Origin of the sequence: Streptomyces sp. KM273126 (assembly GCF_004337435.2) — a bacterium.
Lineage (GTDB): Bacteria > Actinomycetota > Actinomycetes > Streptomycetales > Streptomycetaceae > Streptomyces > Streptomyces acidicola.
The window spans coordinates 1355744-1380000 of record NZ_SJXB02000002.1; the positions used below are offsets into that span (position 1 = coordinate 1355744).

At 70.4% G+C, this 24257-nt stretch carries 18 protein-coding genes (1 of these 18 cut by a window edge); 10 read left to right on the forward strand and 8 right to left on the reverse strand.

The window, feature by feature from the left end; genetic code table 11:
* The first annotated feature begins 51 nt into the window (after nucleotides 1-51).
* Nucleotides 52-1287, forward strand: coding sequence for an NAD(P)/FAD-dependent oxidoreductase (locus E0500_RS36570; protein ID WP_181587351.1), 1236 nt, complete (start codon nucleotides 52-54; stop codon nucleotides 1285-1287).
* Nucleotides 1288-1371: 84 nt separating this feature from the next.
* Here E0500_RS36570 and E0500_RS36575 read toward each other — a convergent pair whose 3' ends face one another.
* The gene (locus tag E0500_RS36575; RefSeq protein ID WP_131564029.1) at nucleotides 1372-1935 is read right to left on the reverse strand and encodes a hypothetical protein; all 564 of its coding nucleotides are present in this window, start codon (nucleotides 1933-1935) and stop codon (nucleotides 1372-1374) included.
* Nucleotides 1936-2367: 432 nt separating this feature from the next.
* Between E0500_RS36575 and E0500_RS36580 the strand changes: the two genes are divergently transcribed.
* Genes E0500_RS36580 through E0500_RS36600 form a run of 5 tightly spaced genes read left to right on the forward strand, consistent with a single transcriptional unit; the run spans nucleotide 2368 to nucleotide 10282 of the window.
* Complete coding sequence (locus E0500_RS36580; RefSeq protein WP_131564031.1) at nucleotides 2368-5196, forward strand: nitrate- and nitrite sensing domain-containing protein; 2829 nt, start codon at nucleotides 2368-2370, stop codon at nucleotides 5194-5196.
* Nucleotides 5193-5624: a roadblock/LC7 domain-containing protein gene (locus E0500_RS36585; RefSeq protein WP_131564032.1), complete on the forward strand. Its 432-nt coding sequence runs from the start codon at nucleotides 5193-5195 to the stop codon at nucleotides 5622-5624. The genes E0500_RS36580 and E0500_RS36585 overlap by 4 nt, the downstream gene beginning before the upstream one ends.
* Before the next feature lie 18 nt (nucleotides 5625-5642).
* The gene (locus E0500_RS36590; RefSeq protein ID WP_131564033.1) at nucleotides 5643-6038 is read left to right on the forward strand and encodes a DUF742 domain-containing protein; all 396 of its coding nucleotides are present in this window, start codon (nucleotides 5643-5645) and stop codon (nucleotides 6036-6038) included.
* 25 nt (nucleotides 6039-6063) lie between these two features.
* The gene (locus E0500_RS36595; protein ID WP_131564049.1) at nucleotides 6064-9696 is read left to right on the forward strand and encodes a hydantoinase B/oxoprolinase family protein; all 3633 of its coding nucleotides are present in this window, start codon (nucleotides 6064-6066) and stop codon (nucleotides 9694-9696) included.
* Nucleotides 9677-10282: an ATP/GTP-binding protein gene (locus tag E0500_RS36600; RefSeq protein WP_131564034.1), complete on the forward strand. Its 606-nt coding sequence runs from the start codon at nucleotides 9677-9679 to the stop codon at nucleotides 10280-10282. Before E0500_RS36595 ends, E0500_RS36600 begins: the two co-directional genes overlap by 20 nt.
* Before the next feature lie 123 nt (nucleotides 10283-10405).
* On the opposite strand, the gene glpK is transcribed toward E0500_RS36600, so the two are convergent.
* From glpK to E0500_RS36625, 5 genes are all read right to left on the reverse strand, one after another.
* Entirely contained in the window at nucleotides 10406-11926 is a 1521-nt protein-coding gene (gene glpK, locus E0500_RS36605) for a glycerol kinase GlpK (protein ID WP_131564035.1), read from the reverse strand.
* Between the two features lie 23 nt (nucleotides 11927-11949).
* On the reverse strand, nucleotides 11950-12687 hold the full coding sequence (locus E0500_RS36610; RefSeq protein ID WP_131564036.1) for an MIP/aquaporin family protein: 738 nt from the start codon (nucleotides 12685-12687) through the stop codon (nucleotides 11950-11952).
* A gap of 384 nt (nucleotides 12688-13071) precedes the next feature.
* Nucleotides 13072-14262 (reverse strand): lipid-transfer protein, encoded by a 1191-nt coding sequence (locus E0500_RS36615; protein WP_131564037.1) that lies wholly within the window; start codon nucleotides 14260-14262, stop codon nucleotides 13072-13074.
* On the reverse strand, nucleotides 14259-14714 hold the full coding sequence (locus tag E0500_RS36620; RefSeq protein ID WP_131564038.1) for a Zn-ribbon domain-containing OB-fold protein: 456 nt from the start codon (nucleotides 14712-14714) through the stop codon (nucleotides 14259-14261). The genes E0500_RS36615 and E0500_RS36620 overlap by 4 nt, the downstream gene beginning before the upstream one ends.
* A gap of 194 nt (nucleotides 14715-14908) precedes the next feature.
* Nucleotides 14909-16006, reverse strand: a complete 1098-nt coding sequence (locus E0500_RS36625) for a class I SAM-dependent methyltransferase (protein ID WP_131564039.1) — start codon at nucleotides 16004-16006, stop codon at nucleotides 14909-14911.
* A 159-nt stretch (nucleotides 16007-16165) separates the two neighbouring features.
* Between E0500_RS36625 and E0500_RS36630 the strand changes: the two genes are divergently transcribed.
* Both E0500_RS36630 and E0500_RS36635 read left to right on the forward strand, forming a co-directional pair.
* Complete coding sequence (locus E0500_RS36630; protein WP_131564040.1) at nucleotides 16166-16975, forward strand: M15 family metallopeptidase; 810 nt, start codon at nucleotides 16166-16168, stop codon at nucleotides 16973-16975.
* Between the two features lie 47 nt (nucleotides 16976-17022).
* Nucleotides 17023-17559: an NUDIX domain-containing protein gene (locus E0500_RS36635; RefSeq protein WP_131564041.1), complete on the forward strand. Its 537-nt coding sequence runs from the start codon at nucleotides 17023-17025 to the stop codon at nucleotides 17557-17559.
* Between the two features lies 1 nt (nucleotide 17560).
* Here E0500_RS36635 and E0500_RS36640 read toward each other — a convergent pair whose 3' ends face one another.
* A complete protein-coding gene (locus E0500_RS36640) occupies nucleotides 17561-19927 on the reverse strand; it encodes a TIM-barrel domain-containing protein (RefSeq protein ID WP_131564042.1) in 2367 nt (788 codons plus the stop codon).
* Nucleotides 19928-20139: 212 nt separating this feature from the next.
* Here E0500_RS36640 and E0500_RS36645 point away from each other — a divergent pair, with 212 nt between their 5' ends.
* Together E0500_RS36645 and E0500_RS36650 are read left to right on the forward strand one after the other, a co-directional pair.
* Nucleotides 20140-22116, forward strand: a complete 1977-nt coding sequence (locus tag E0500_RS36645; RefSeq protein WP_131564043.1) for an acetoacetate--CoA ligase — start codon at nucleotides 20140-20142, stop codon at nucleotides 22114-22116.
* Nucleotides 22117-22200: 84 nt separating this feature from the next.
* A complete protein-coding gene (locus E0500_RS36650) occupies nucleotides 22201-23097 on the forward strand; it encodes a hypothetical protein (protein WP_131564044.1) in 897 nt (298 codons plus the stop codon).
* A gap of 83 nt (nucleotides 23098-23180) precedes the next feature.
* Here the strand turns inward: E0500_RS36650 and ptsP are convergent, their stop codons facing one another.
* On the reverse strand, nucleotides 23181-24257 hold the 3' portion of the coding sequence (ptsP, locus tag E0500_RS36655) for a phosphoenolpyruvate--protein phosphotransferase (RefSeq protein WP_131564045.1). 594 nt of this gene lie beyond the right edge of the window; 1077 of the gene's 1671 nt are visible here — the last part of the coding sequence; its start codon lies beyond the right edge, outside the window — the gene reads right to left on this strand; its stop codon occupies nucleotides 23181-23183.

Here is a 24257-nt window from a genome sequence, read left to right on the forward strand (position 1 = left end):
CGTGAGGGGCGCCGCTCACATACGGCGCGTACGGCCGGAACGGTGCGCCTCGTGAGGACCGTGACCATCGTCGGAGCCTCGCTCTCCGGGGTGTACGCGGCCCGCGAACTGCGCGCCCAGGGATTCGACGGGCGGCTGGTGATCGTCGGGGAGGAACCCCACCGCCCCTACGACCGGCCGCCCCTGTCCAAGGACTTCCTCACCGGGAAGGCCGACGAGGAACAGCTCGCCCTGACCGACGCCGAGGAGACCGCCGAACTCGACGCCGAGTGGCTGCTGGGTGTCCGGGCCCGAGGGCTGGACGCCAGAGGCCGCACCGTACTCCTCGGCGACGGCCGCACCGTCTCCACGGACGGCGTCGTCATCGCCACCGGAGCGTCGGCGCGCCACCTCCCGGGCGACGCACTCACGGGCGTGCACACCCTGCGCACCCTTGACGACGCCCGCGCCCTGCGTGACGAACTCGCCGACGGCCCGCGCCGTGTGGTCGTCATCGGCGGCGGCTTCATCGGAGCGGAGACCGCGTCCTCGTGCGCGGCCCTCGGCCATGACGTCACTGTCGTCGAGGCGGCCCCTCTGCCGCTCGTGCCCCAACTGGGCCGGGAGATGGCCGCGGTGTGCGCCACGCTGCACCGCCGCGGGGGAGCCGCCCTGGTGACCGGCACTGGGGTGGCCCGACTGCACGGCGGCGCCGGCGCCGGCGCCGGTGGTGTCACGGGTGCCACGGGTGTGACCGGTGTCAGTGGTGTGACTGGTGTCGAACTCTCCGACGGCCGCCTCCTCCCCGCCGACACCGTGATCGTCGGTATCGGTGCCACCCCCAACACCGGCTGGCTTTCAGGCTCCACGCTCGGCCTGCACGACGGCGTCCTCTGCGACGACGGCTGTGCGACGGGACTGCCGCAGGTGGTCGCCGTCGGCGACGTCGCCCGTGTCGGCGGCAGGCGTGTCGAACACTGGACCTCCGCCACCGAGCAACCGCGCGTCGCCGTACGGAACCTGCTCGCCGGACGCACCGTGGAACCCGTCCGCTCGGTCCCCTACTTCTGGTCCGACCAGTACGGAGCCCGCATCCAGTTCGCCGGCCGACGCAACGACGGCGACACCGTCCGCGTCACCGAGGGCGCACTCGCGGAAGGCGGCCCCGCCGAAGGGGGCTTCCTCGCCGTGTACGAACGCGACGGCCGGACGACAGCCGTACTCTCCGTCGACCGCCCCCGCCCCTTCATGCGGGCGAGACGCGCACTGATGCGTACGGCAAGCGAGGTGGAGCCGGCCGTGCCGTGACGGGTCACCGGAGGCACGGTCGCAGGCGGCAGGGTCTCGACGGTCCTGTGAGCTCTACGAGTGCGCTCGTCGGTCCGGTGAGCTCTACGAGTGTGACAACTGCCCGGCTCGGCCCTGCCGTCGACGTATTCGCTCCTGACTCCGCGCCGCGGACCGCTCCTGCCGGCGCGCCCTGCGGCGCTCCCGGCGCAGGGCGCGAGCCGTGCTGCTGGGGACCGACACCACCCCGTTCCGCTGGTTCCACACCTGTCGTGTCACCCACACGTCCAGCACGCCCCAGGTCGCCACGACGGTGCTGGTGACACTGCTGAGGACCATGGGGAACGCCAGCCAGGAACCGGCCATTGTGCACAGGAACGCCACCATCGCCTGGATCAGGGTGACCGCGGTGATGAGCACCGCGCGCACGGCCGCCGTCCGCACCGGATCCGGCAACCGCCGCTTCCGCGCGGGCTCCTCGATCCATAAGGGCCGGTAGTACGGCCGGCCCTCGCCGCTGCCCCCTTCGTCCTGCCCGCCCGCCGGGTCGCTCTGCCGGAGCGCGGCACCCGCCGGGGCGCCCGGATCCGAGCCGAGCTCCCGGCCCTGCTCCCTCTCGGGCGCCGTCACGCCGTCTCCGGGCGTCACGCGCCGCTCCGCCGTGCCCATCAACTCTGTCCTCCCCACCGCCGGCAGACAGCTCCCTCTCCGGGTCCACCAGGCCCCGGCACCTCTTCGGCTGCCCGACTTACGCCGACTTACGCCTATTTACGCCGCCTGAGCGCGGCATGCGCGCCAGCGGCCGATGCTGCCCCCAAATCCTGTACAGAAAGACGACCGACACTCGAAGAAGATTCCCGGCGAACGATGGATTCCGGCCAACCGGCAAAGTTCTCCGACGGGATGTGATCGCCCCCGGTGCCGGACAGCGGGAGGCAATCTCCCGTAATGCACGGACAACTCCCCATGTCTCGTTCCCCGCACGCGCGGTGTGCGCCCGGACTGCCCTTCGAGTTACCTGTGTCCCAGTAGTAGGCTCACGCAAGTTTGTTGACGTACGTGTGTGCCCCCGGTGCGGAGGGGGCCGAGCTGGGGGAGGCCATGCGCTTTCGCGGGAAGTCCATCCGCCGGAAGATCGTGGCGCTGCTTCTCGTGCCCCTGCTGTCCCTGGCAGGCATCTGGGCCTTCGCCACGTACCTCACGGTCCGTGATGTCAATGAGCTCTTCACGGTCTCCTACGTCGTCGAGGAGGTCGGCTACCCCACCGAGGACACCGTCCAGGTCCTCCAGGAGGAACGCCGCCAGACGCTCGTCTACCTAGCCGACCCGCGCGCCTCCGAGGCACTGTCCGCGCTGAAGCGCAGCCGTAACGCCACCGACAAGGCCGTCGCCACCATCCGGGAGAAGTCGGAGGACGGCGACGTACAGGACGAGATGGGCGAGGCCACGTCCGCACGCCTCACCGCGATCCTGGACGCCCTCGACGGCCTCACCTCCCTGCGCAGCAGCGTCGAGCAGGGCACCGTCAACGTCTCCCAGGCCCTCGACCTCTACAACCGCCTCGTGGACCCCTGTTACGTCCTCCTGGCCAACCTCCAGGTCCTGGACAACGTGGAGATGGACAAGGAGGGCCGCGCCCTCGTCAACGTGGCCCGCGCCCGCGAACTGCTCTCCCGCGAGGACGCCCTCCTCGGCTCGGCGCTCGTCTCGGGCAGCATCACGCGTGACGAGATCCGGGACGTCTCGGACCTGATCGCCCAGCGCACGCTGATGTACGAGGCCAACCTGCCGCTGCTCCCCGCCACGGAACGCGACCGCTTCGAGGGGTACTGGAACAACGCGGGTACCGGTCCCCTGCGGGTGATCGAGCAGTCCGTCATCAACGCCGAGCCCGGCAAACCGGGCGGCGTCACCGCGAAGACCTGGGACAGCGCGGCCGGAGACGTCCTCGACGAACTCGCCGCCCTCAACGTCCAGGCGAGCGACCGGTTCCAGGAGCGGGTCCGGCCCCTCGTCGTCAACGTCGTCCTCAAGGCCGTCATCGCCGGTGTCCTCGGCCTCCTCGCCCTGCTGTTCTCGCTCTTCATGTCCGTGCGCATCGGCCGGTCCCTCGTGCGCGACCTGCGCCGGCTGCGCCAGGACGCAAGCGAGGCCGCCGGTGTCCGCCTGCCCAGCGTGATGCGAAGGCTGTCCGCGGGCGAGAAGATCGACGTGGAGACCGAGGCCCCACGCCTGGAGTACGCCAAGACCGAGATGGGTGAGGTCGGCCAGGCCGTCAACACCCTCCAGCGCGCCGCGGTCGAGGCCGCTGTCAAACAGTCCGAACTCCGCGACGGAATCTCCGAGGTGTTCGTCAATCTCGCCCGCCGCAGCCAGGTCCTGCTCCACAAGCAGCTCACCCTCCTCGACACGATGGAGCGCCGCACCGAGGACACCGAGGAACTCGCCGACCTGTTCCGCCTCGACCACCTCACCACGCGTATGCGCCGCCACGCCGAGGGCCTGGTCATCCTCTCCGGCGCCGCACCGTCCCGACAGTGGCGCAAACCCATCCAGCTCATGGACATCGTGCGCGCCTCCGTCGCCGAGGTCGAGGACTACGAGCGCATCGAGGTCCGCCGGCTGCCCCGCGTCGCCGTCACCGGCCCGGCGGTCGCCGACCTCACCCACCTCGTGGCCGAACTCCTGGAGAACGCCACGGTGTTCTCGCCCCCGCACACCGCCGTACAGGTCCTCGGCGAGCGCGTCGCCAACGGCTTCACTCTGGAGATCCACGACCGGGGTCTGGGCATGGCCGCCGAGGCACTCCTCGAAGCGAATCTGCGGCTCGCCGAGACCCCGGAGTTCGAACTGTCCGACACCGACCGGCTCGGCCTGTTCGTGGTCAGCCGGCTCGCCCAGCGGCAGAACGTCCGGGTCTCGCTGCAGCCCTCGCCGTACGGCGGCACCACCGCCGTCGTCTTCATCCCCGACGCCCTGCTCACGGACGACGTCCCGGACACCAACGGCATCGGCTTCCGTCTCGACCGGGCGCATCCCTCCAGGGAGGCCGAGCTTGAGGCGGAGCGCCAGGCGGCCCTGGCCGACGTACCCGTGCGGCTCCCCGGCCTCCCGGCCGTCCTGCTGGACGGCCCGATCGAGCTGGAGGCCCCGGTCGACATCGGGGCGCCGGTCGGCCTGGACGCCGCGTTCCGAGCCTTCCCGGGCGCCCTCGACGACGAGGACGGCGAACGCGGCGGTCTGTTCCGGCCCCGCCGCTCCATCGCCGGTGTCCCCAGTGAGCAGCCGCAGCAACGCGAGGGCCGGGGAGAGCCCGCCCGTCCCGCTGCCGCGGACACCGGCCAGCCGGGCGACCCCGCACCGCTGCCGCGGCGCCGTGTGCCCAAGCTCGTCAGCTCCCACGGCCGCCCCGTGGCGGAGAGGTCCCGACGCGACGACGAGGAGGTCCCGGAGAGCCGCGAGCCGGCGCAGGCCGGCCCGGAGGAGCCGAAGCTGCTGTCGGCCCGACGGGGTGACCGCCCGGGGTTGTCGGCCCTCCGGGCCGCAGACAGCAGGGATTCCCTTCCCCGCGCGGCCGACGAGCCGCCCGTGCTGCCCCAACGCCGCCGTACGACCCCGCCGAGCCCCACTGCCGGCGGCACCCCGGGCGCGGACACCGCGCGCGGCGGGGCAGAATCAGGAAGCATGCCGCTTCCCCGACGCGTCCGACAGGCCAACCTGGCCCCGCAGCTGAAGGACGGCCCCGCACAGCGCGCCGCCGACAAGGCCGGCCCGGACCGGGCAGACGTCGCCCAACGCGACGCCGACGAGGTTCGCAGCCGTATGGCCTCGCTCCAGCGGGGCTGGCAGCGCGGCCGCGAGGAGAACGCCGCGGGCGACGACGCCCGGGACGGCGCAGCACCAGGAACGACTAAGGGGGACGGTCGATGACCGCACCGCAGGGCCCAGGGCCCATCGCCGCCGGCTCGCAGTCGAAGGAGCTGAACTGGCTCCTCGACGATCTGGTGGAGCGCGTCGGCAGCATCCGCAAGGCACTCGTGCTCTCCAGCGACGGGCTGCCCACCGGCGTCTCCAAGGATCTGACCCGCGAGGACAGCGAGCACCTGGCGGCCGTGTCCTCGGGCTTCCACAGCCTGGCCAAGGGCGTCGGACGCCACTTCGAGGCGGGCAACGTCCGGCAGACCGTCGTCGAGCTCGACGACGCCTTCCTGTTCGTCACGGCCGCCGGCGACGGCAGCTGTCTCGCCGTCCTCGCGGACGCCGACGCGGACATCGGGCAGATCGCGTACGAGATGACGCTCCTCGTGAAGCGCGTCGGCGTACATCTGGGTGCCGCTCCGCGCACCGATGTGCCCTAGGGCGGGTAGTGGGATGTCATGAACGGAGACGGTCAGGGAAGAAGCCACTGGTTCGACGACGAGGCCGGACCCGTGGTCCGTCCGTACGCCATGACGCGGGGCCGCACCAGCCATGCGGTCCAGCACCGCCTCGACCTCATCGCGGTGGTCGTGGCGGAAAGCCGGGCGGACGACCAGGAGGCGGACCACTCGCTGGCCCCTGAGCATGTGCACATCGTCGAACTCTGCCGTGACACCCCACAGTCGGTGGCCGAACTCGCCGCGGAACTCGATCTGCCCGTCGGAGTGGTACGCGTCCTCGTGGGCGACCTCGTGGACGAGGAACTGGTCCACGTGACACGCCCCGTACCTCCTGCGGAGCTGGTCGACGAGAGTATTCTGCGCGACGTGATCAACGGCCTCCGGGCGCTCTGAGTAGCGCGGAATCGGAGTGGGAGAAGTGACGGGCTGGCAGTTCTGGGTCGACCGAGGCGGCACCTTCACCGACATCGTCGCGCGTCGCCCGGACGGCCGCCTGCTCACACACAAGCTCCTCTCCGACAATCCCGCGCGGTACGCCGACGCGGCCGTCGCGGGTGTCCGTGAACTCCTCGACGGCTCCCGGGACCCCGTCGACGCCGTCCGCATGGGCACCACGGTCGCCACCAACGCCCTCCTGGAGCGCAAGGGCGAGCGCACCCTCCTCGTCATCACCCGCGGTTTCCGCGACGCCCTGCGCATCGCCTACCAGAACCGCCCCCGCATCTTCGCCCGCCGCATCGACCTCCCCGAGCTGTTGTACGAACGCGTCATCGAGGTCGATGAACGCATCGCCGCCGACGGCACCGTGCTCCACGCCCCCGACCTGGACGCGCTCGCGGGACCCCTCAGGGAGGCGTACGACGGCGGGATCCGCGCCGTCGCCGTGGTCTGCATGCACAGCCACCTCCACCCCGCCCACGAACAGGCCGTCGGCGAGCTGGCCAGCCGCACGGGCTTCCCGCAGATCTCGCTCTCCAGTGAGGTCAGCCCGCTGATGAAGCTCGTCCCGCGTGGGGACACGGCCGTCGTCGACGCCTACCTGTCGCCCGTACTGCGCCGCTACGTCCAGCACGTCGCCGACGAACTCCGGGGCGTGCGGCTGATGTTCATGCAGTCCAACGGAGGGCTCGCGGAAGCCGGACAGTTCCGTGGCAAGGACGCCATCCTCTCCGGGCCCGCGGGCGGCATCGTCGGCATGGCCCGCATGTCGCAGCTCGCCGGCTTCGACCGCGTCATCGGCTTCGACATGGGCGGCACGTCCACGGACGTCTCGCACTTCGCGGGCGAGTACGAACGCGTCTTCACCACGCAGATCGCCGGGGTCCGGCTGCGCGCGCCCATGCTGGACATCCACACCGTCGCGGCGGGTGGCGGCTCCATCCTCCACTTCGACGGCTCCCGCTACCGCGTAGGGCCGGACTCGGCGGGCGCGGACCCGGGGCCCGCCTGCTACCGGGGCGGCGGCCCGCTCACCGTCACCGACGCCAACGTCATGCTCGGCCGCATCCAGCCCAGTCACTTCCCGCGCGTGTTCGGCACCGACGGAGACCAGCCTCTCGACGACGCGCTCGTCCGCGACCGGTTCGCCGTCCTCGCACGTGAGATCCACGACCGGACCGGCGACGACCGCACGCCCGAGCAGGTGGCCGAGGGCTACCTGCACATCGCCGTCGCCAACATCGCCAATGCCGTGAAGCGGATCTCGGTCCAGAAGGGCCACGACGTCACCCGCTACGCCCTGACCACCTTCGGTGGTGCGGGCGGCCAGCACGCCTGCATGGTCGCCGACTCGCTCGGCATCCGGACCGTCCTCGTCCCGCCCATGGCCGGTGTGCTCTCGGCGCTCGGCATCGGCCTCGCCCACACCACGGCCATGCGTGAGCAGTCCGTCGAGGCCCCCCTGGAGCCCGCCTCGATGCCCGGCGTCCTGCGGACCGCCGACGACCTGGAGGGCGCCGCCCGCGCCGAACTCCTCGCCGAGGACGTCCCCGAGGACCGCATCCGCGTCACACGCCGCGCCCAGCTCCGCTACGACGGCACCGACACGGCCCTCACCGTCGAGCTCGCGGGGCCCGCCACCATGCGGCAGGCCTTCGAAGAACGTCATCGCGCCACGTACTCCTTCACCCTCGACCGCCCCGTCGTCGTCGAAGCCCTCTCCGTGGAAGCCACCGGCATCACCGACCCCCCCGATCTCTCCGCCCTCGCCCCCTATGAGGGCCCCACCACCGCATCCCGTCCCACCGCCCCCGAGACCGTCAGCCTCCACACGGGCGGCACCTGGCGCGACGTACCCCTGCACCGCCGCGAGCAGCTCCCGCCCGGCGAGACCGTCACCGGACCCGCGATCATCACCGAGGCCAACGCCACCACGGTCGTGGACGACGGCTGGCAGGCGGCGGTCACCGGCGACGGCCACTTGGTCATGGAACGCGCGGCGATTACGGAGAGTTCCGATCTCGACACGAAAGTCGACCCTGTTCTGCTTGAGGTCTTCAACAACCTCTTCATGTCCATCGCCGAACAGATGGGCGCCCGCCTGGAGTCCACCGCCCAGTCGGTCAACATCAAGGAGCGCCTGGACTTCTCCTGCGCCCTCTTCGACCCCGACGGCAACCTGGTCGCCAACGCCCCCCACATTCCCGTGCACCTGGGCTCCATGGGCACCAGCGTCAAGGAGGTCATCCGGCGCCGCGGCGGCAGCATGCGCAAGGGCGACACGTACGCCGTCAACGACCCGTACCACGGCGGCACCCACCTGCCCGACGTCACCGTGATCACCCCGGTCTTCGACACGGAGGGTGACCGGATCCTGTTCTATGTCGCCTCGCGCGGCCACCATGCCGAGATCGGCGGCATCCAGCCCGGCTCCATGCCCGCGAGCAGCCACACCATCGAGGAGGAGGGCATCCTCTTCGACAACTGGCTGCTCGCCGAGGCAGGCGGCTTCCGCGAGGAGGAGACCCTCCGCCTGCTCAGCGAGGCCCCGTACCCCTCCCGCAACCCCAGGACCAATCTCGCCGACCTGCGCGCCCAGATCGCCGCCAACCAGAAGGGCGTCGACGAGGTCGCCCGCATGATCGAGAACTTCGGCCTCGACGTCGTGCAGGCGTACATGAAACACGTCCAGGACAACGCGGAAGAGGCCGTACGGCGCGTCATCGACGCCCTGGACGACGGCGAGTACGCCTACGAGACCGACTCCGGGGCCGTCATCCGCGTACGCGTACGCGTGGACCGCGAAAAACGCTCCGCGGCAGTCGACTTCACGGGCACGTCCCCGCAGCTCACCACCAACTTCAACGCACCCTTCTCGGTGGTGAACGCGGCCGTTCTGTATGTCTTCCGCACCCTGGTCGCGGACGACATCCCGCTCAACGACGGCTGTCTGCGCCCTCTCGACATCGTCGTCCCGCCCGGCTCGATGCTCGCGCCCGAGCCCCCGGCCGCGGTCGTCGCGGGCAACGTGGAGACTTCACAGGCCATCACCGGCGCCCTGTACGCCGCCCTGGGTGTCCAGGCCGAAGGGTCCGGGACGATGAACAACGTCACCTTCGGCAACGAGCGGCACCAGTATTATGAGACAGTCGCCTCCGGGTCCGGCGCGGGCGACGGCTTCCCCGGCGCGCCAGTTGTTCAGACCCACATGACCAACTCCCGCCTCACCGACCCCGAGGTTCTGGAGTGGCGCCTGCCCGTTCGGCTCGACGAGTTCTCGGTACGGCGCGGCAGCGGCGGCGCCGGACGCTGGCGGGGCGGGGACGGCGCCGTACGCCGTATCCGGTTCCACGAGCCCATGACGGTCTCCACGCTCTCCCAGCACCGCAGGATCCCGCCCTACGGCATGGCCGGCGGCGCACCCGGTGCCCTGGGCGCCAACCGGGTGGAGCGCGCCGACGGGGCCGTCGTACAACTCGACGGAAGTGATTCGGCGGAAGTCGGCCCCGGCGACGTACTAGTCATCGAAACCCCCGGCGGCGGAGGCTACGGGCCACCGCCGCATGACCAAGAACCAGCAGGAAGAGAGACCGATGATCTTCGGGCGTTCTGAGCGCGGCAAGTCCCCGGTCGAGCCCGTCACGCTCAAGATCCTGGTGGCCGGCGGTTTCGGCGTGGGCAAGACGACCTGCGTCGGCGCGGTCAGCGAGATCAAGCCGTTAAGGACCGAGGAGGTACTCACCGAGGCAGGCCGCCCGGTTGACGACACCAGAGGTGTGGAAGGCAAGCGCACCACCACCGTCGCGATGGACTTCGGGCGCATCACGTTCCGCGAGGACCTGGTGCTGTACCTCTTCGGGACACCCGGCCAGGACCGCTTCTGGTTCCTGTGGGACGAGCTCGCCACGGGTGCCCTGGGCGCCATCGTCCTCGCCGACACCCGCCGCCTGGAGGACTGCTTCGCCGCAGTCGACTACTTCGAGCGGCGCTCCATCCCGTTCGTGATCGGCGTCAACTGCTTCGACGGCGCCGAGCGTTACCCCAGCGACGTGGTCCGGCAGGCCCTCGACCTCGACCCCGGCGTACCGATCGTGCTGTGCGACGCACGTGACCGGGAGTCCGTCAAGGACGTCCTCGTCGCTGTCGTACGGCACGCGATGACGCACGCGACCGAGCGCCGCCCGAGCGTGACGACCTGACGCCCGACGGATGAGCACGGCCCGTACCCCCGCCGACCGGGGTACGGGCCGTGAGCCGAGGCACGCGCGCGTGGACCCTCATACGGACGTGCACGAGCGGCACGCGCGCGTGGACTGGCGATTTCAGCTCGCGCCGTCCTCGTGCCAGCCGAAGCTCTTCTCCACCGCCTTGCGCCAGTTGTGGTACTCGCGGTCCCGGACGGGCGCCTCCATGTCCGGCGTCCACTCGGCGTCCTTCTGCCAGTGCGACTTCAGCTCGTCCAGATCGTTCCAGACACCTGTCGCGAGGCCGGCCGCGTACGCGGCGCCCAGGCAGGTGGTCTCCGAGACCTTCGGGCGGATCACCGGCACGTCGAGGACGTCCGCCTGGTGCTGCATCAGGAGGTTGTTCTTGGTCATGCCGCCGTCCACCTTCAGGGTGGTGATCTTCACCCCGGAGTCCTGGAACATCGCGTCCACGACCTCTCGCGTCTGCCAGCTCGTCGCCTCCAGCACGGCGCGCGCGAGGTGTGCCTTCGTGACGTACCGCGTGAGGCCGGTGACGACTCCGCGCGCGTCGGACCGCCAGTAGGGCGCGAACAGGCCCGAGAACGCGGGCACGATGTACGCGCCGCCGTTGTCGTCCACACTCGCCGCCAGGGACTCGATCTCGTCGGCGGTCCGGATGATGCCGAGCTGGTCGCGCAACCACTGCACCAATGCGCCCGTGATCGCGATCGACCCCTCAAGGCAGTACACCGGGGCCTCACCGCCGATCTTGTACCCCATGGTGGTGAGCAGCCCGCTCTTCGAGGGTACGGGCCTGTTTCCGGTGTTGAGCAGCAGGAAACTGCCGGTGCCGTAGGTGTTCTTCGCCGTTCCCACGTCGTAGCAGGCCTGCCCGAACACGGCCGCCTGCTGGTCACCGAGCGCCGACGCGACCGGCACGCCGGCGAGCTGGCCCACGGCGGTGCCGTACACCTCGGCGGAGGAGCGGATCTCCGGGAGGATCGCCTCGGGGACGTTCATCGCGGAGAGGATCGAGGAGTCCCACTGGAGGGTCTCCAGGTTCATCAGCATGGTGCGGCCGGCGTTGGTGACGTCGGTGACGTGCCGTCCGCCGTCGGTGCCGCCGGTGAGGTTCCAGATCAGCCAGGAGTCGATCGTGCCGAAGGCGATCTCACCGCGCTCGGCGCGGGCCCTGAGCCCTGGCACGTTGTCGAGCAGCCAGGACGCCTTCGGGCCCGAGAAGTAGCTGGCCAGCGGCAGGCCCGTCTGCTCGCGGAAACGGTCCTGCCCGTGCGGGCCGCCGAGTTCGTTGCAGAGCGCGGACGTACGCGTGTCCTGCCAGACGATCGCGTTGTGCACGGGTTTGCCCGTGGCGCGGTCCCACAGGACCGTAGTCTCGCGCTGGTTGGTGATGCCGAGCGCGCTGAGCTGGTCGGCACGCAGGCCCGCCTTGGCGATCGCCCCCGCGACCACCGCCTGCACCTTGGACCAGATCTCGGTGGCGTCGTGCTCCACCCAGCCCGGCTTGGGAAAGATCTGACGGTGCTCGCGCTGGTCGACGGCGACGATCGCCCCGTCCTGGTCGAAGATGATGCAGCGACTCGAAGTGGTGCCCTGGTCGATCGCGGCGACGTACTTCTGAGCGTTGTCCGGCATGACGTCCCCTTACGTCAGTTGCGTCAGAAGGCTGCGTTGTAGATGAGCCCCGCGAGCGTCCCTCCGAGCAGCGGGCCGACGACCGGGACCCAGGCGTAACCCCAGTCGGAGGTGCCCTTGTTGGGGATCGGCAGGAAGGTGTGCACGATGCGCGGGCCGAGGTCACGCGCCGGATTGATCGCGTAGCCGGTCGGCCCGCCGAGCGACAGACCGATCCCGACGACCAGCAGGGACACGATCAGCGCCTGGGTGCCGGACTCCCCGAGACCCTTGGTGAGTCCGAAGGCGAGGACAGGCAGGACGAGCGCGATCGTCGCGACGGTCTCTGTGACGATGTTGGCGACCGGATTCCGGATCTCCGGGATGGTGGAGAAGATACCGAGGGTCGGAATCGGCTCGTCCGCCGAGCCCACCTTGGGGACGTTGGCCTGGAACTGCGCGAGATAGACCAGGTACGCGAGAACCGCGCCCAGCATCGCGCCCACCATCTGCCCCAGCACATACACCCAGACCTTGTCCCACTTCCCGGTGTCCACGGCGATGCCGAGGGTGACGGCCGGGTTGAGATGGCCGCCCGACAGGGGAGCGGCGGTGTACGCGCCGGCCAGCACGCCGAAGCCCCAGCCGAACGCGATGACGACCCAGCCCGAGGCCCTCGCCTTCGAGTGTCTGAGACTGACGGCGGCGCACACACCGGCGCCGAACAGGATCAGGATCGCCGTACCTATGACTTCACCGACGAATATGTCTCCGTTGCTCATGGCGGCTCCTTGGCCCTGGGCCGGGGTGATCGACCCCGGTCCTCCGTGCAGGGTGCGTTTCCCATGGCTACGTCCGCCAAAGGCAGGGAGGGTCCCGCACCCCGCCCGGCGTCCATGTCGAGCGTCCGTCGCAGCCGAATCGCCCGTGGAGGGTGGCCCGTTACGCAGGCAGGCTGCCCGAGCGGCGCAGTGCGCAAAGTGACTCGAAAGTGGCGATGCCGACTGACACCCGGAAGTGTTCACCGGCGCCCAGGGAGCGTCAAGGTCGCGGACGGCAACGGTTGGTGATGGCGATGAGGATTCTCCGGTGCAGCGACCCCTCAGGTCGTCAGGTTGACCTCCGGCTGGAAGGCGAATCGGAGAGAGCCTCCACCGCCGCAAAGGTCACCGCACCGCGATCACCGACGACCCGTGCCCGAACAGCCCCTGGTTCGCGGTGATCCCCACCCGTGCACCCTCGATCTGCCGGTCACCCGCGTCGCCCCGCAACTGCCAGGTCAGCTCGCACACCTGGGCGATCGCCTGCGCCGGAACCGCCTCTCCGAACGAGGCCAGCCCGCCGCTGGCGTTCACCGGTATTCGCCCGCCCGGGGTCGTCGCGCCCTCCCGTAGCAGCTTCGCCGCCTCGCCCGCACCGCACAGGCCGAGATCCTCGTACCACTGCAGCTCCAGTGCCGTGGACAGGTCGTACACCTCGGCGAGCGACAGGTCCTCGGGCCCTAGCCCCGCTTCCTCGTAGGCCGTACGTGCGATGGACGCCCGGAAGGTCTCGGGGGCGGGCTCCACCGCCACCGCCGAGTCCGTTGCGATGTCCGGCAGATCCAGCACGGCGGTGGGATAGCGCGGCGTCACCGTGGACACCGCCCGGATCCGTACGGCCTCGGCCGCCCCGTGACGCCGGGCGAACTCCATGCTGGACAGCACCAGCGCCGCACCGCCGTCCGAGGTCGCGCAGATGTCGAGCAGCCGCAGCGGATCGGCGACCACCGCGGAGGCGGCGACCTCCTCGGCGGTGACCCGCTTGCGGTAGCGGGCGTACGGATTCAGCGCCCCCAGGGCGGCGTTCTTCACCTTGACCTGCGCGAAGTCGTCCACCGTGTCCCCGTGCACCGCCATGCGCCGGCGCGCGTACAGCCCGAAGTAGGTCGGGTTCGTCGCTCCCAGGACACGGAAGCGCAGCCAGTCGGGATCGTCCGGCCGGTCCCCGCCCGCAGGCCGGAAGAACCCCTTGGGCGCGGCATCGGCTCCCACTACGAGAACGACGTCCGCGAGTCCCGCTAGGATCTGCGCCCGTGCGGTGGCGATGGCCTGCGCCCCGGACGCGCACGCCGCGTACACGCTCGTGACGCGGGCCCCCTGCCAGCCCAGGGCCTTCGCGAACGTCGCCCCCGCCACGTACCCCGGATAGCCGCCACGCACCGTGTCCGCGCCGACGATCGAGCCGACGTCCCGCCAGTCGACCCCCGCGTCGGCGAGGGCCGCGCGTGCGGCCGCCGTCCCGTACTCGACGAAGCTCCTGCCCCACTTGCCCCACGGGTGCATCCCCACGCCGAGGACCGCCACATCACCCGTCATGCCGTCACCCCCTGTGACCCTGTCGGCCGCCATTGCCACGTCGTCCAGACCGTCCCCGCGTCTTCACCGAGCACGCCCGCGACGACCTCCACCTCCATGCCCACCGCCAGATCGGTGACGGTGACTCCGGGAACCGCCTGCCCGAGCACCACGAGGCGCTCGGCGGCCAGTTCCACAGCGATCAACGTACGAGGCTCCCACGGAAGTTCCGGATCGGACACGTAGGGTGACGGAGGACGGTACCGCCCGTCCGTGTAGGACCACACGCGCCCGCGCTGCGAGAGCGGCACCTCCTCCAGATCACCCCCACCGCACCCCGGATTGCGGCAGTGGGCGTCCTCACGCGGGAAGAAGACCGAGGCGCACGCCGAACAGCGCGTGCCGAGGAGCCGGAAGGCGTCACCCTCCCCGGTGAACCATCCCGTGACGACGGGTGTGCGTGTACGCGCCATAGCCCCTCCCCGGCAAAGAATCTGACAGAACGTCAGAAAGTTTCCCACGGGGAACCACAATTCGGCAGGGCGTCACGGTGAACCAATCGCGCCCCGGTGGCGTCGGAGTATCGGGAGGGGCGTCCGGGGCCCACGGGGGTGGTTCCGGCCGTCCCTCCCTGCCGTCCGTATGGCGCAGCGGCTGAGGCGACGGCTCAGATACCGAGCCGGTAGAAGCGCCACAACTCGTGCTCGACGTCCAGTACCTCGACTGTCCGGTACCCGGCCTCCCGCGCGTACGCGCGTACCGTGTCCGGCCGCAGGACCGTGCCCGCCTCCACCTTGGCGCCCTCCGCGCGGGTCGCGGGCAGGCAGTGCAGCACGCTGAAGGCATAGTTGATCCGGTCCAGTTCCGGACCCGGAGCGGTGAACTCCTCGCTCACCTTCTCGTCCCCGATCAGCACCGCACCCGAGGGCGCCAGGAGCCGGCGCACCGCGGTCAGCACCCGGACCGGATCGGCCATGTCGTGCAACGCCTCGAACACGGTGACCAGGTCCACGGAGCCGTCCAGGTCGATGCCCGCGGCGTCGGTCCGCGCGAACGCCACCCGCTCGTCCAGACCCGTCTCCTGGGCGTTGCGCCGTGCCTCATCCACGGAGGCGGCGTCAAGGTCGACGCCGGTGAGCCGGGCCCCGGGGAAGGCGCGGGCCAGCGCCATCGTCGACCAGCCCAGCCCGCAACCCAGATCGAGCACCCGCGCGCGAGGTTCGTCCGTCAGCCGCCGGTGAACGTCCGGCATCGCGGCGACCCACGAACGGACCACTTCGGGCCGGTACATGGGCCGGTTCAGCCCCGCGATGCCCTCGCGGGTCCCCCGGCCGTAGCGCTCGTACGGCACGCCGCCGCCCGTGGCGAAGGCCTCCAGCAACTCGGGCAGGGTCTCGGCGAGCGAGACGACGAACTGAGGACCCGTGGCCAGGTACAGCGGGTCGTCCCGGTCCACCAGCACCCGTTGGTGCTCGACGGGCAACTCGAAGAGCCGCTCGTAGCCGTCGTCCCCGGCGGGCCCGGAGGCGGTCAGGATGCCGGCCACGGCCTGCTGCTCCAGCCACTCCCGCGCGTACCGGGCGTGGATACCCGCGGTCTTCGACAGGTCGCGGGCCGTCATGGAGCCGTGCGAGGCCAGCACCTCGTACAGACCGCGGCGGACTCCGAGGTCGATGCTGAGGATCTCCAACGCCGCACGCAGCCCTGTGACGACCTCCTCGGCCAGCCGTTCGGCATCCGGGGTGCGCTCCGGTGGGACGTTCATGATCGATCCGACCTCCGCAGAAGTGCTCGGTACCGTCACCGTCCCACAGGGCGGTACCACCCGCGAGAGCACACGCCCGTCCCGCACACGCAACGAGCGTGCGCCCTCCGCGCACTGCCATCTGTCGGAAAACCCCGCCGACTGGTACATGGAAGGCCCATGAGGAGACTCACGCCACGACTGCGCCCCCTGCTCATCGCTGCCACGTCCCTGCTCGCCCTGACCCTGACGGCCACACCGGCCCGGGCGACACCTGAACCCAAGGCCCCCGAGGACTTCGTCGCCCTCAGAACCGTCGACCCGACCATCCTCCAGGACATCCGCTACTTCACCCGGCACAACTTCATGGGCGACCGCGTAACCGGCTACAAGCAGCCGCTGTGCATCCTCACCCGCCCCGCCGCCGAAGCACTCCACAAGGCCCAGTTGAAGCTCCTCAAGCGGGGCTACACGCTCAAGGTGTACGACTGCTACCGGCCGCAGCGCGCCGTCGACCACTTCGTCCGCTGGGCCAAGGACCTCGACGATCAGCGGATGAAAACCGAGTTCTACCCACAGGTCGACAAGACCCGCCTGTTCACCGACGGATACATCGCGGAGAAGTCCGGCCACAGCCGAGGCTCGACGGTGGACCTCACACTCGTGAAACTCCCCACCGGGCCGACCCGCCCGTACATTCCCGGAGAACCTCTGGTGCCCTGTTACGCACCTCGCAATGAGCGCTTTCCCGACAACTCCGTCGACATGGGCACGGGCTACGACTGCTTCGACACGCTCTCCCACACGGACGACCCACGGATCACGGGCAAACAGCGCGCCAACCGGCAGTTCCTGAAAGGCACTCTGGAAGCCCTCGGATTCGTGAACCTGCCCGAGGAATGGTGGCATTTCACCTATAAACCGGAATCGTACCCGGACACCTACTTCGACTTCCCGGTGACCAGGAAATCCCTCACGCACGCATATTGAGCCGCCCCCGGGAGACGCCCCTCACGCGATCGGATACAGTCCGCCGCGTGTCCGTAATTCAACAATCAAACGCCAACTCCGCGGCGGACTCCCACTGTTCGAGCTGCGGAGCGCCCTACGGAGAGGGCGTCTCCGGCTGGCCCCGCACCTGCCCGGCCTGCCACACGGTCGCTTACCGCAACCCGCTGCCCGTAGCGGTGGCGCTGCAGCCCGTGTACGACACCAAGGGCACAGCCCTGGTCGTCATCACCCGAACCATCGCTCCCGCGCGCGGGAGCACTGCCCTGCCCGGAGGGTTCATCGAGCAACAGGAGGACTGGCGCGGCGCCGTCGTGCGCGAGCTCAAGGAGGAGACGGGCATCGACGCTCCCGAGCGCGACGTGCGCCTCGCCGACGCGATGAGCTCACCCGACGGCCACCTGCTCCTCTTCGGGCTCCTTCCGGAGCGCCCGGCCGCCGACCTGCCCCCGTCCGCCGCCACTGACGAGACGGAGGGCTGGCAACTGCTCCACAGGCCGGCCGAGCTCGCCTTCCCGCTGCACAGTCTGGCGGTCCAGGCGTTCTTCGAGGGCCGGTACATCTGAGTCACGACCGGGCGAGTCCGCGTACCCGCACGGGGTACGGGGGCTCGCCCGGTCCGTCGTCCCCGGCCCGCTTCACAACCACCCGCCGCTTCTTCCAGCGCGTCACATACCGTTCGACCTCCGGTTCGTCCCAGCCCTCGCCCACGTCGGCCACCACGACCCCGCCCCCGGTCCGACCGTGCTCCGGCGCCCACGCCTCCAGCTCCAGTCCGCCGTCGGCGCCCCGGACAGGCAGGACGGAGCCCGCGCGCGCGAGCACCGGGATCCGCGACAGAGGCGCCTCGATCAGCACCTGCCCCGGCCCCTCGTACACCTTCTCGGTCACCGTGTCGTACCAGCGCCCCCGCGGCAGCTGCACCGCGCGCCGGTCCGCACCCGGATCCAGCACCGGCGCCACCAGGAGACAGTCACCGAGCAGGAAGGCGTCCTCGCAGTCGCGCAGTGCCCGGTCCTCGGGCGCGCCCCACCAGACCGGCCGCACATAGGGCGCTCCCGTACGCCGCGCCAGATGCGCCAGCGTCATGAAGTACGGCAGCAGACGCCGCCGCCTGACGAGCGCCACGCGCGCGTGTGCCAGTACCTCGTCCCCGAACTCCCAGGGCTCCCTGCGCCCCGCCCGCAGACTCGCGTGGGTACGGAACAGCGGCAGATACGCGCCCAGCTGGAACCACCGCAGATACAGCTCCGGAGAAGGGCTCCCCTCGAACCCTCCGACATCGGGGCCCGAATACGGCACCCCGCACAGCCCCAGCCCCATCGCCAGCGACAGCGACGCCCGCAGCCCCGGCCAGCCCGTCGCCACGTCCCCCGACCACGTGCCCCCGTAGCGCTGCATACCGGCCCACCCGGAGCGCGAGAACAGAAACGGCCGCTCTTCGGGGACGAGTCTCCTCAGGCCTTCGTACCCGGCCCGGGCCATGCACAGTGCGTACACGTTGTGCGCCTCCCGGTGGTCACCGCCCCGGCCGTCCAGATCGTGCCGCGCGGACCGTGGCAGCGTGTTCTCTCCGAAGGCCGTGAACGACGTCGGTTCGTTCATGTCATGCCAGAACCCCGCGAAACCCTGCGCCAGCCGCTCCTCGTACAGCCCACCCCACCACTCGCGCACGCGCGCATGCGTGAAGTCCGGGTACACCGACTCCCCGGCCCACACCACGCCCTCCACGGCCCGGCCCGCCGCGTCCCGCACGAACGCGTCCTCAGCCGTCCCGCTGTCGTACACCGCGTTGCCCGGCTCGGCCTTCACCGCCGGATCGACGATCGACACCAGCCGGATCCCGTCCCGCCGCAGCTCCTCGGCGAGCAACGGCAGCTTCGGGAAACGCTCCTTGTCGACCGTGAACACCCGGTGCGCGTCATAGTGGTCGATGTCCAGATGGACCGCGTCCAGCGGCAGATCGTGCTCCTGATAGCCCGAGACGATCCGCCGCACCTCCTGCTCGCTCCCGAAACCCCACCGCGCGTGATGGTGCCCCAACGCCCACGCGGGCGGCAGCGCGGGTGCCCCGGTGAGCGCGGCCCAGGCGTGGAGCACGCGCGCGGGGGTGCCCACCACCATCCAGCACCGCAACGGGCCGCCGTCCACGCGCAACTCGCTCGTCCCCGCCCGGTCGTGCCCGGAACCGGCACCCTCCTCACCCTCGCGCAGGGTCACCGTGCCGTCCCACGAGGTGTCGTGGAACACCAGGTGTGTGCCCGCGTCGGCCACCACCATCTGCACCGGCATGGTGATGTACAGCGGATCGTCACCGGGAACGAACGTGTGTCCGGGGTCGGTGTTCCACAGGCGGTACGTTCCGTCACGCAGCCGAGGCCCCGACGCGCGCCCTCCCAGACCGAAGAACCGCGCGTCGGCCGGCACCTCGGAACGCTGCATCCAGCGCGCCCCGCCCCGAGCCGCAGGTTCCCACCAGCGGGGCGGCAAGTCCCGCCGCAGCGGCACCCCGCCGGGCGTCTGCACCTCGACGGCTCCGTGCCGCGAGACGATGACCGTGACGCGCTCCGCCACCACCCGCCAGGCACCGTTCTTGTCCGGCTCCAGAACGGCCCGTGGATCGGGCTCCGGGCTCCGGTCCGCGAGCGCGTACGAGGGCTCCGGCCCGGCACCGTCCCAGCCCCAGAACACAGCGCCGCTCGAGGTGACGGTGATCCGCAGCTCGGACCGGGCGAACCGGACGACGCCGCCACCGGGCCCCGGCTCCACCTCCCGCACGGGCCCGGGCACCCGCGCGCGCTCGGCACCCCGCTGGGGCAGCCCGGCTGCATCCGTACGCCTCCTGCGCCATGCGGCCCGCACGGTGCGCAAACCCTGCGCCGCCCCCGCCGAGCCGACCGCTTTCACCGAACGCACCAGGTCACGACCGTCCATGCTGCTCACCCTGCCACTGACTCACCCATGGTGGTGAGTCGTTCAACTGCCGTTCACCCGTGGTGAGGGCACATCTTCACGGCGCCGACCATGTGCGGCGCACCCTGGTGTAGAAGTCGATCACATGGCATCGTCCGTGTCAGCCACGTGACGCGCACACCCCAGCCCGTGCGACAGCCGCACACGACGCGCACAGCCCCGGGAGCCGCCCCATGACCTCAGCGAACGCCGCACCGCTCTGGCAGCCCGATCAAGAACGCATCGCCCGGGCACAGGTCACGAAGTTCCAGGCCTGGGCCGCCGAGCACCACGGGGCCCCGGCCGAAGGCGGATACGCGGCCCTGCACCGCTGGTCCGTCGACGAACTTGAGAGCTTCTGGAAAGCCGTCACCGAGTGGTTCGGCGTACGGTTCTCCACCCCCTACGCGCGCGTACTCGGCGATCGCACCATGCCGGGCGCCGAATGGTTCCCCGGAGCGACCCTCAACTACGCCGAACACGCCCTCCGCGCCGCCGCCATCCGCGCGGACGAACCGGCACTCCTGCACGTCGACGAGAGTCACGAGCCACGCGCGGTGACCTGGGCCGAACTGCGCAGCCAGGTCGCCTCGCTCGCCGCCGGACTGCGCACCCTCGGCGTACGCCCCGGAGACCGCGTCAGCGGTTACCTCCCGAACGTTCCCCAGGCCGTCGTCGCCCTCCTCGCCACGGCCGCCGTGGGCGGCGTCTGGACGTCCTCTGCCCCCGACTTCGGGGCCCGCAGCGTCCTCGACCGCTTCCAGCAGGTCGAACCGGTCGTCCTGTTCACCGTCGACGGCTACCGCTACGGCGGCAAGGAGCACGACCGTCGAGACACCGTCGCCGAACTCCGCCGAGAACTGCCCACCCTGCGCGCCGTCGTCCACATCCCCCTCCTGGGCACCGAAGCCCCGGACGGCGCTCTGGAGTGGTCCGCGCTGACCTCCGAGGACGTGGAACCCGTCTTCGAGCAGGTCCCGTTCGACCACCCCCTGTGGGTCCTGTACTCCTCCGGCACCACCGGCCTTCCCAAAGCCATCGTCCAGTCCCAGGGCGGCATCCTGATCGAGCACCTCAAACAGCTCGGCCTCCACTGCGACCTGGGCCCCGAGGACCGTTTCTTCTGGTACACGTCCACCGGCTGGATGATGTGGAACTTCCTCGTCTCCGGCCTGCTCACCGGCACCACGATCGTCCTGTACGACGGCAGCCCCGGATACCCGGACACGGGCGCCCAGTGGCGCGTCGCCGAACGCACCGGAGCGACCCTCTTCGGCACCTCCGCCGCGTACGTCATGGCCTGCCGCAAAGCCGGCGTCCACCCGGCACGTGACTACGACCTCTCCCGCGTGCAGTGTGTCGGCACCACGGGCTCACCGCTGCCGCCGGACGGCTTCCGCTGGCTGCACGACGAATTCGCAGAAGCCGGGGCCGACCTGTGGATCGCCTCCGTCAGCGGCGGCACCGACGTGTGCTCCTGCTTCGCAGGAGCCGTTCCCACCCTCCCCGTGCACATCGGCGAACTCCAGGCCCCCGGCCTCGGCACCGACCTCCAGTCCTGGGACCCCAGCGGCAAACCCCTCACCGACGAAGTCGGCGAACTCGTGGTCACCAACCCGATGCCGTCCATGCCGATCTACTTCTGGAACGACCCCGACGGCGCCCGCTACCACGACAGCTATTTCGACACCTACCCCGGAGTCTGGCGCCACGGTGACTGGATCACGGTCACCGCACGAGGCTCCGTCGTGATCCACGGCCGCTCGGACTCCACCCTCAACCGCCAGGGCGTCCGCATGGGTTCGGCCGACATCTACGAAGCTGTCGAGCGCCTCCCTGAGATCAAGGAGTCCCTTGTCATCGGCATCGAACAGCCCGACGGGGGCTACTGGATGCCCCTCTTCGTCCACCTCGCCCCCGGAGCCGTCCTGGACGAGGCCCTCCTGAACCGCATCAAACAGACCATCCGCGAACAGCTCTCCCCGCGCCACGTCCCCGACGAGGTCATCGAGGTCCCCGGGATCCCGCACACTCTGACCGGCAAACGCATCGAAGTCCCGGTCAAGCGCCTCCTCCAGGGCACCCCGTTGGAGAAGGCAGTCAATCCCGGCTCCATCGACAACCTCGACCTCCTGCGCTTCTACGAGGACCTGGCCCGCGAACGCTCCTGAGCCACCCACCCCCTGTCCGACGGGCGTTGTCAGTGCCGCCGGTTACTGTGAGTGAGCATTGATCGACTGCGCACAGGGGGAAAGATGGCACACACCCGGCACCAGACCATGCGACGCGTCCTGCGCCGTGAAATCGCCGGCACCATCGGCCTGCTCACGGACGAGCACGACTTCACGGCGATGCGGCGCTACCGCACCTTCACCTTCGACGACCACACGACCTACCTCCAACAAGTCGAGGCCCTGCTCAGGACACTCGCCTCCCAAGGCAGCCACACCACCGTCGCCCTCTTCGACCCCGAGGAGTACGCGGAATTCTGCGCCGAGACCGGCCTGGAACCCGACGCTCCGACCAGCCGCACCCGCTTCACGGCCGAACTGGCCGCCACGGGCCCCAGCCTCCCGTACCAAGGACAGCCCCTCGACGATCTCGTGCCCGAACTCGTCGACGAGGCCGTCCGCCAGGCCACATGGCAGTACGCGACCACACTCCTCGCCAGTATCGGCGCCTGCGCCTCCTGCGGCGAGGACATCGGGCGCGCCGCCTTCCTCCGCGCCTCGGACCTCCTGACTCGCATCCTCGACACCGCGGGGCCGGGCGAACGGCACATGGTGTGCAGCGTCTCGGCCACACCCGAACCACTCGTCGCCGCCCTGTGGGCGGACGAGAAGTCCGACGGCACGATCCACCTCGACGAAACCGAAGGCCTCGAATTCACCACGATCCTGGCCGTGGGCATCGCCACCCAGAGCGCCGGCGGCCTCGTCGTGCGCGCCAGCGCCCCCGACACGCCCGACCGCGTCTACGGCTGGTGCCTGCGCGGAGAAGGACTCAAGCCCCTCACCGCGGGCGAGGTCTTCGACGCCTACTGCACCGACATCGAATCCGGCGATCTCGTTTCCCCCGAATCAGGAGTCGACTACTGCGCCCCACCCGACCTCGGGGAGACAGGCACGCTGAGGGGAGGCCACGCCCACTGAACGCGCCAGGGGCGCTCCACCTTTGGATGGAGCGCCCCTGGGCGACCGCCGATCGTGACGTCGATATACGGCCCAAGCAGGCGTTACTCGCCGGACAGTACGGCCTGAGCCGCGTTGCGCGCCTCCTCAGCGGTGTCCGCCGCACGCGCCGCAGCCGCCGCACGCTCGCATTGCGCCAGCGTGTACTTCGCCAGCGCCGCCCGCACATAAGGAATCGACGCCGCGCCCATGGACAGCGAGGTGACACCCAGACCGGTCAACACACACGCCAGCAGTGGGTCGGACGCCGCCTCACCACAGACACCGCAGCTCTTGCCTTCGGCATTCGCCGCTTCCGCGGACAGCGCCACCAGGTCGAGCAGCGCGGGCTGCCACGGGTCCTGCAGCCGGGACACCGCGCCCACCTGACGGTCCGCGGCGAACGTGTACTGCGCGAGGTCGTTCGTCCCCAGCGACAGGAACTCGACCTCCTGGAGGATCGACCGGGCCCGCAGTGCCGCCGACGGGATCTCCACCATGGCCCCGAACTTCGCCTGCAGCCCGGCCGTACGGCACGCGTCCGCGAACGCCTTGGCGTCAGTACGGTCCGCCACCATCGGAGCCATGACCTCCAGGTAGACCGGCAACCCCTCCGCGGCCTTCGCCAGAGCAGTGAGCTGGGTCCGCAGCACCTCCGGGTGATCAAGGAGGGTCCGCAGCCCCCGCACGCCCAGCGCCGGGTTCGGCTCGTCCGCCGGGGTCAGGAAGTCCAGCGGCTTGTCCGCCCCCGCGTCGAGCACACGCACGACGACACGACCCTCGGGGAACGCCGCCAGCACCTGCCGGTACGCCTCGACCTGCTTCTCCTCCGACGGCGCCTTCTCGCTGTCGTCCAGGAAGAGGAACTCGGTACGGAAGAGGCCGACCCCCTCGGCCCCTGCCTCGACGGCGGCCGGCACATCCGCGGGCCCACCCACATTGGCCAGCAGCGGTACCTTGTGCCCGTCGGAGGTGGCACCCGGACCGGTCGCTGCGGACAGCGCCGCCTTGCGCTCCGCCGCGGAGGCCTCCAGCTCGGCCTTCTTCTCCGCACTCGGCTCCACGAAGATCTCACCGGTGCTTCCGTCCACAGCGATCACCGTGCCCTCGGCCAACTCACCGGCACCCGGCAGCGCAACCAC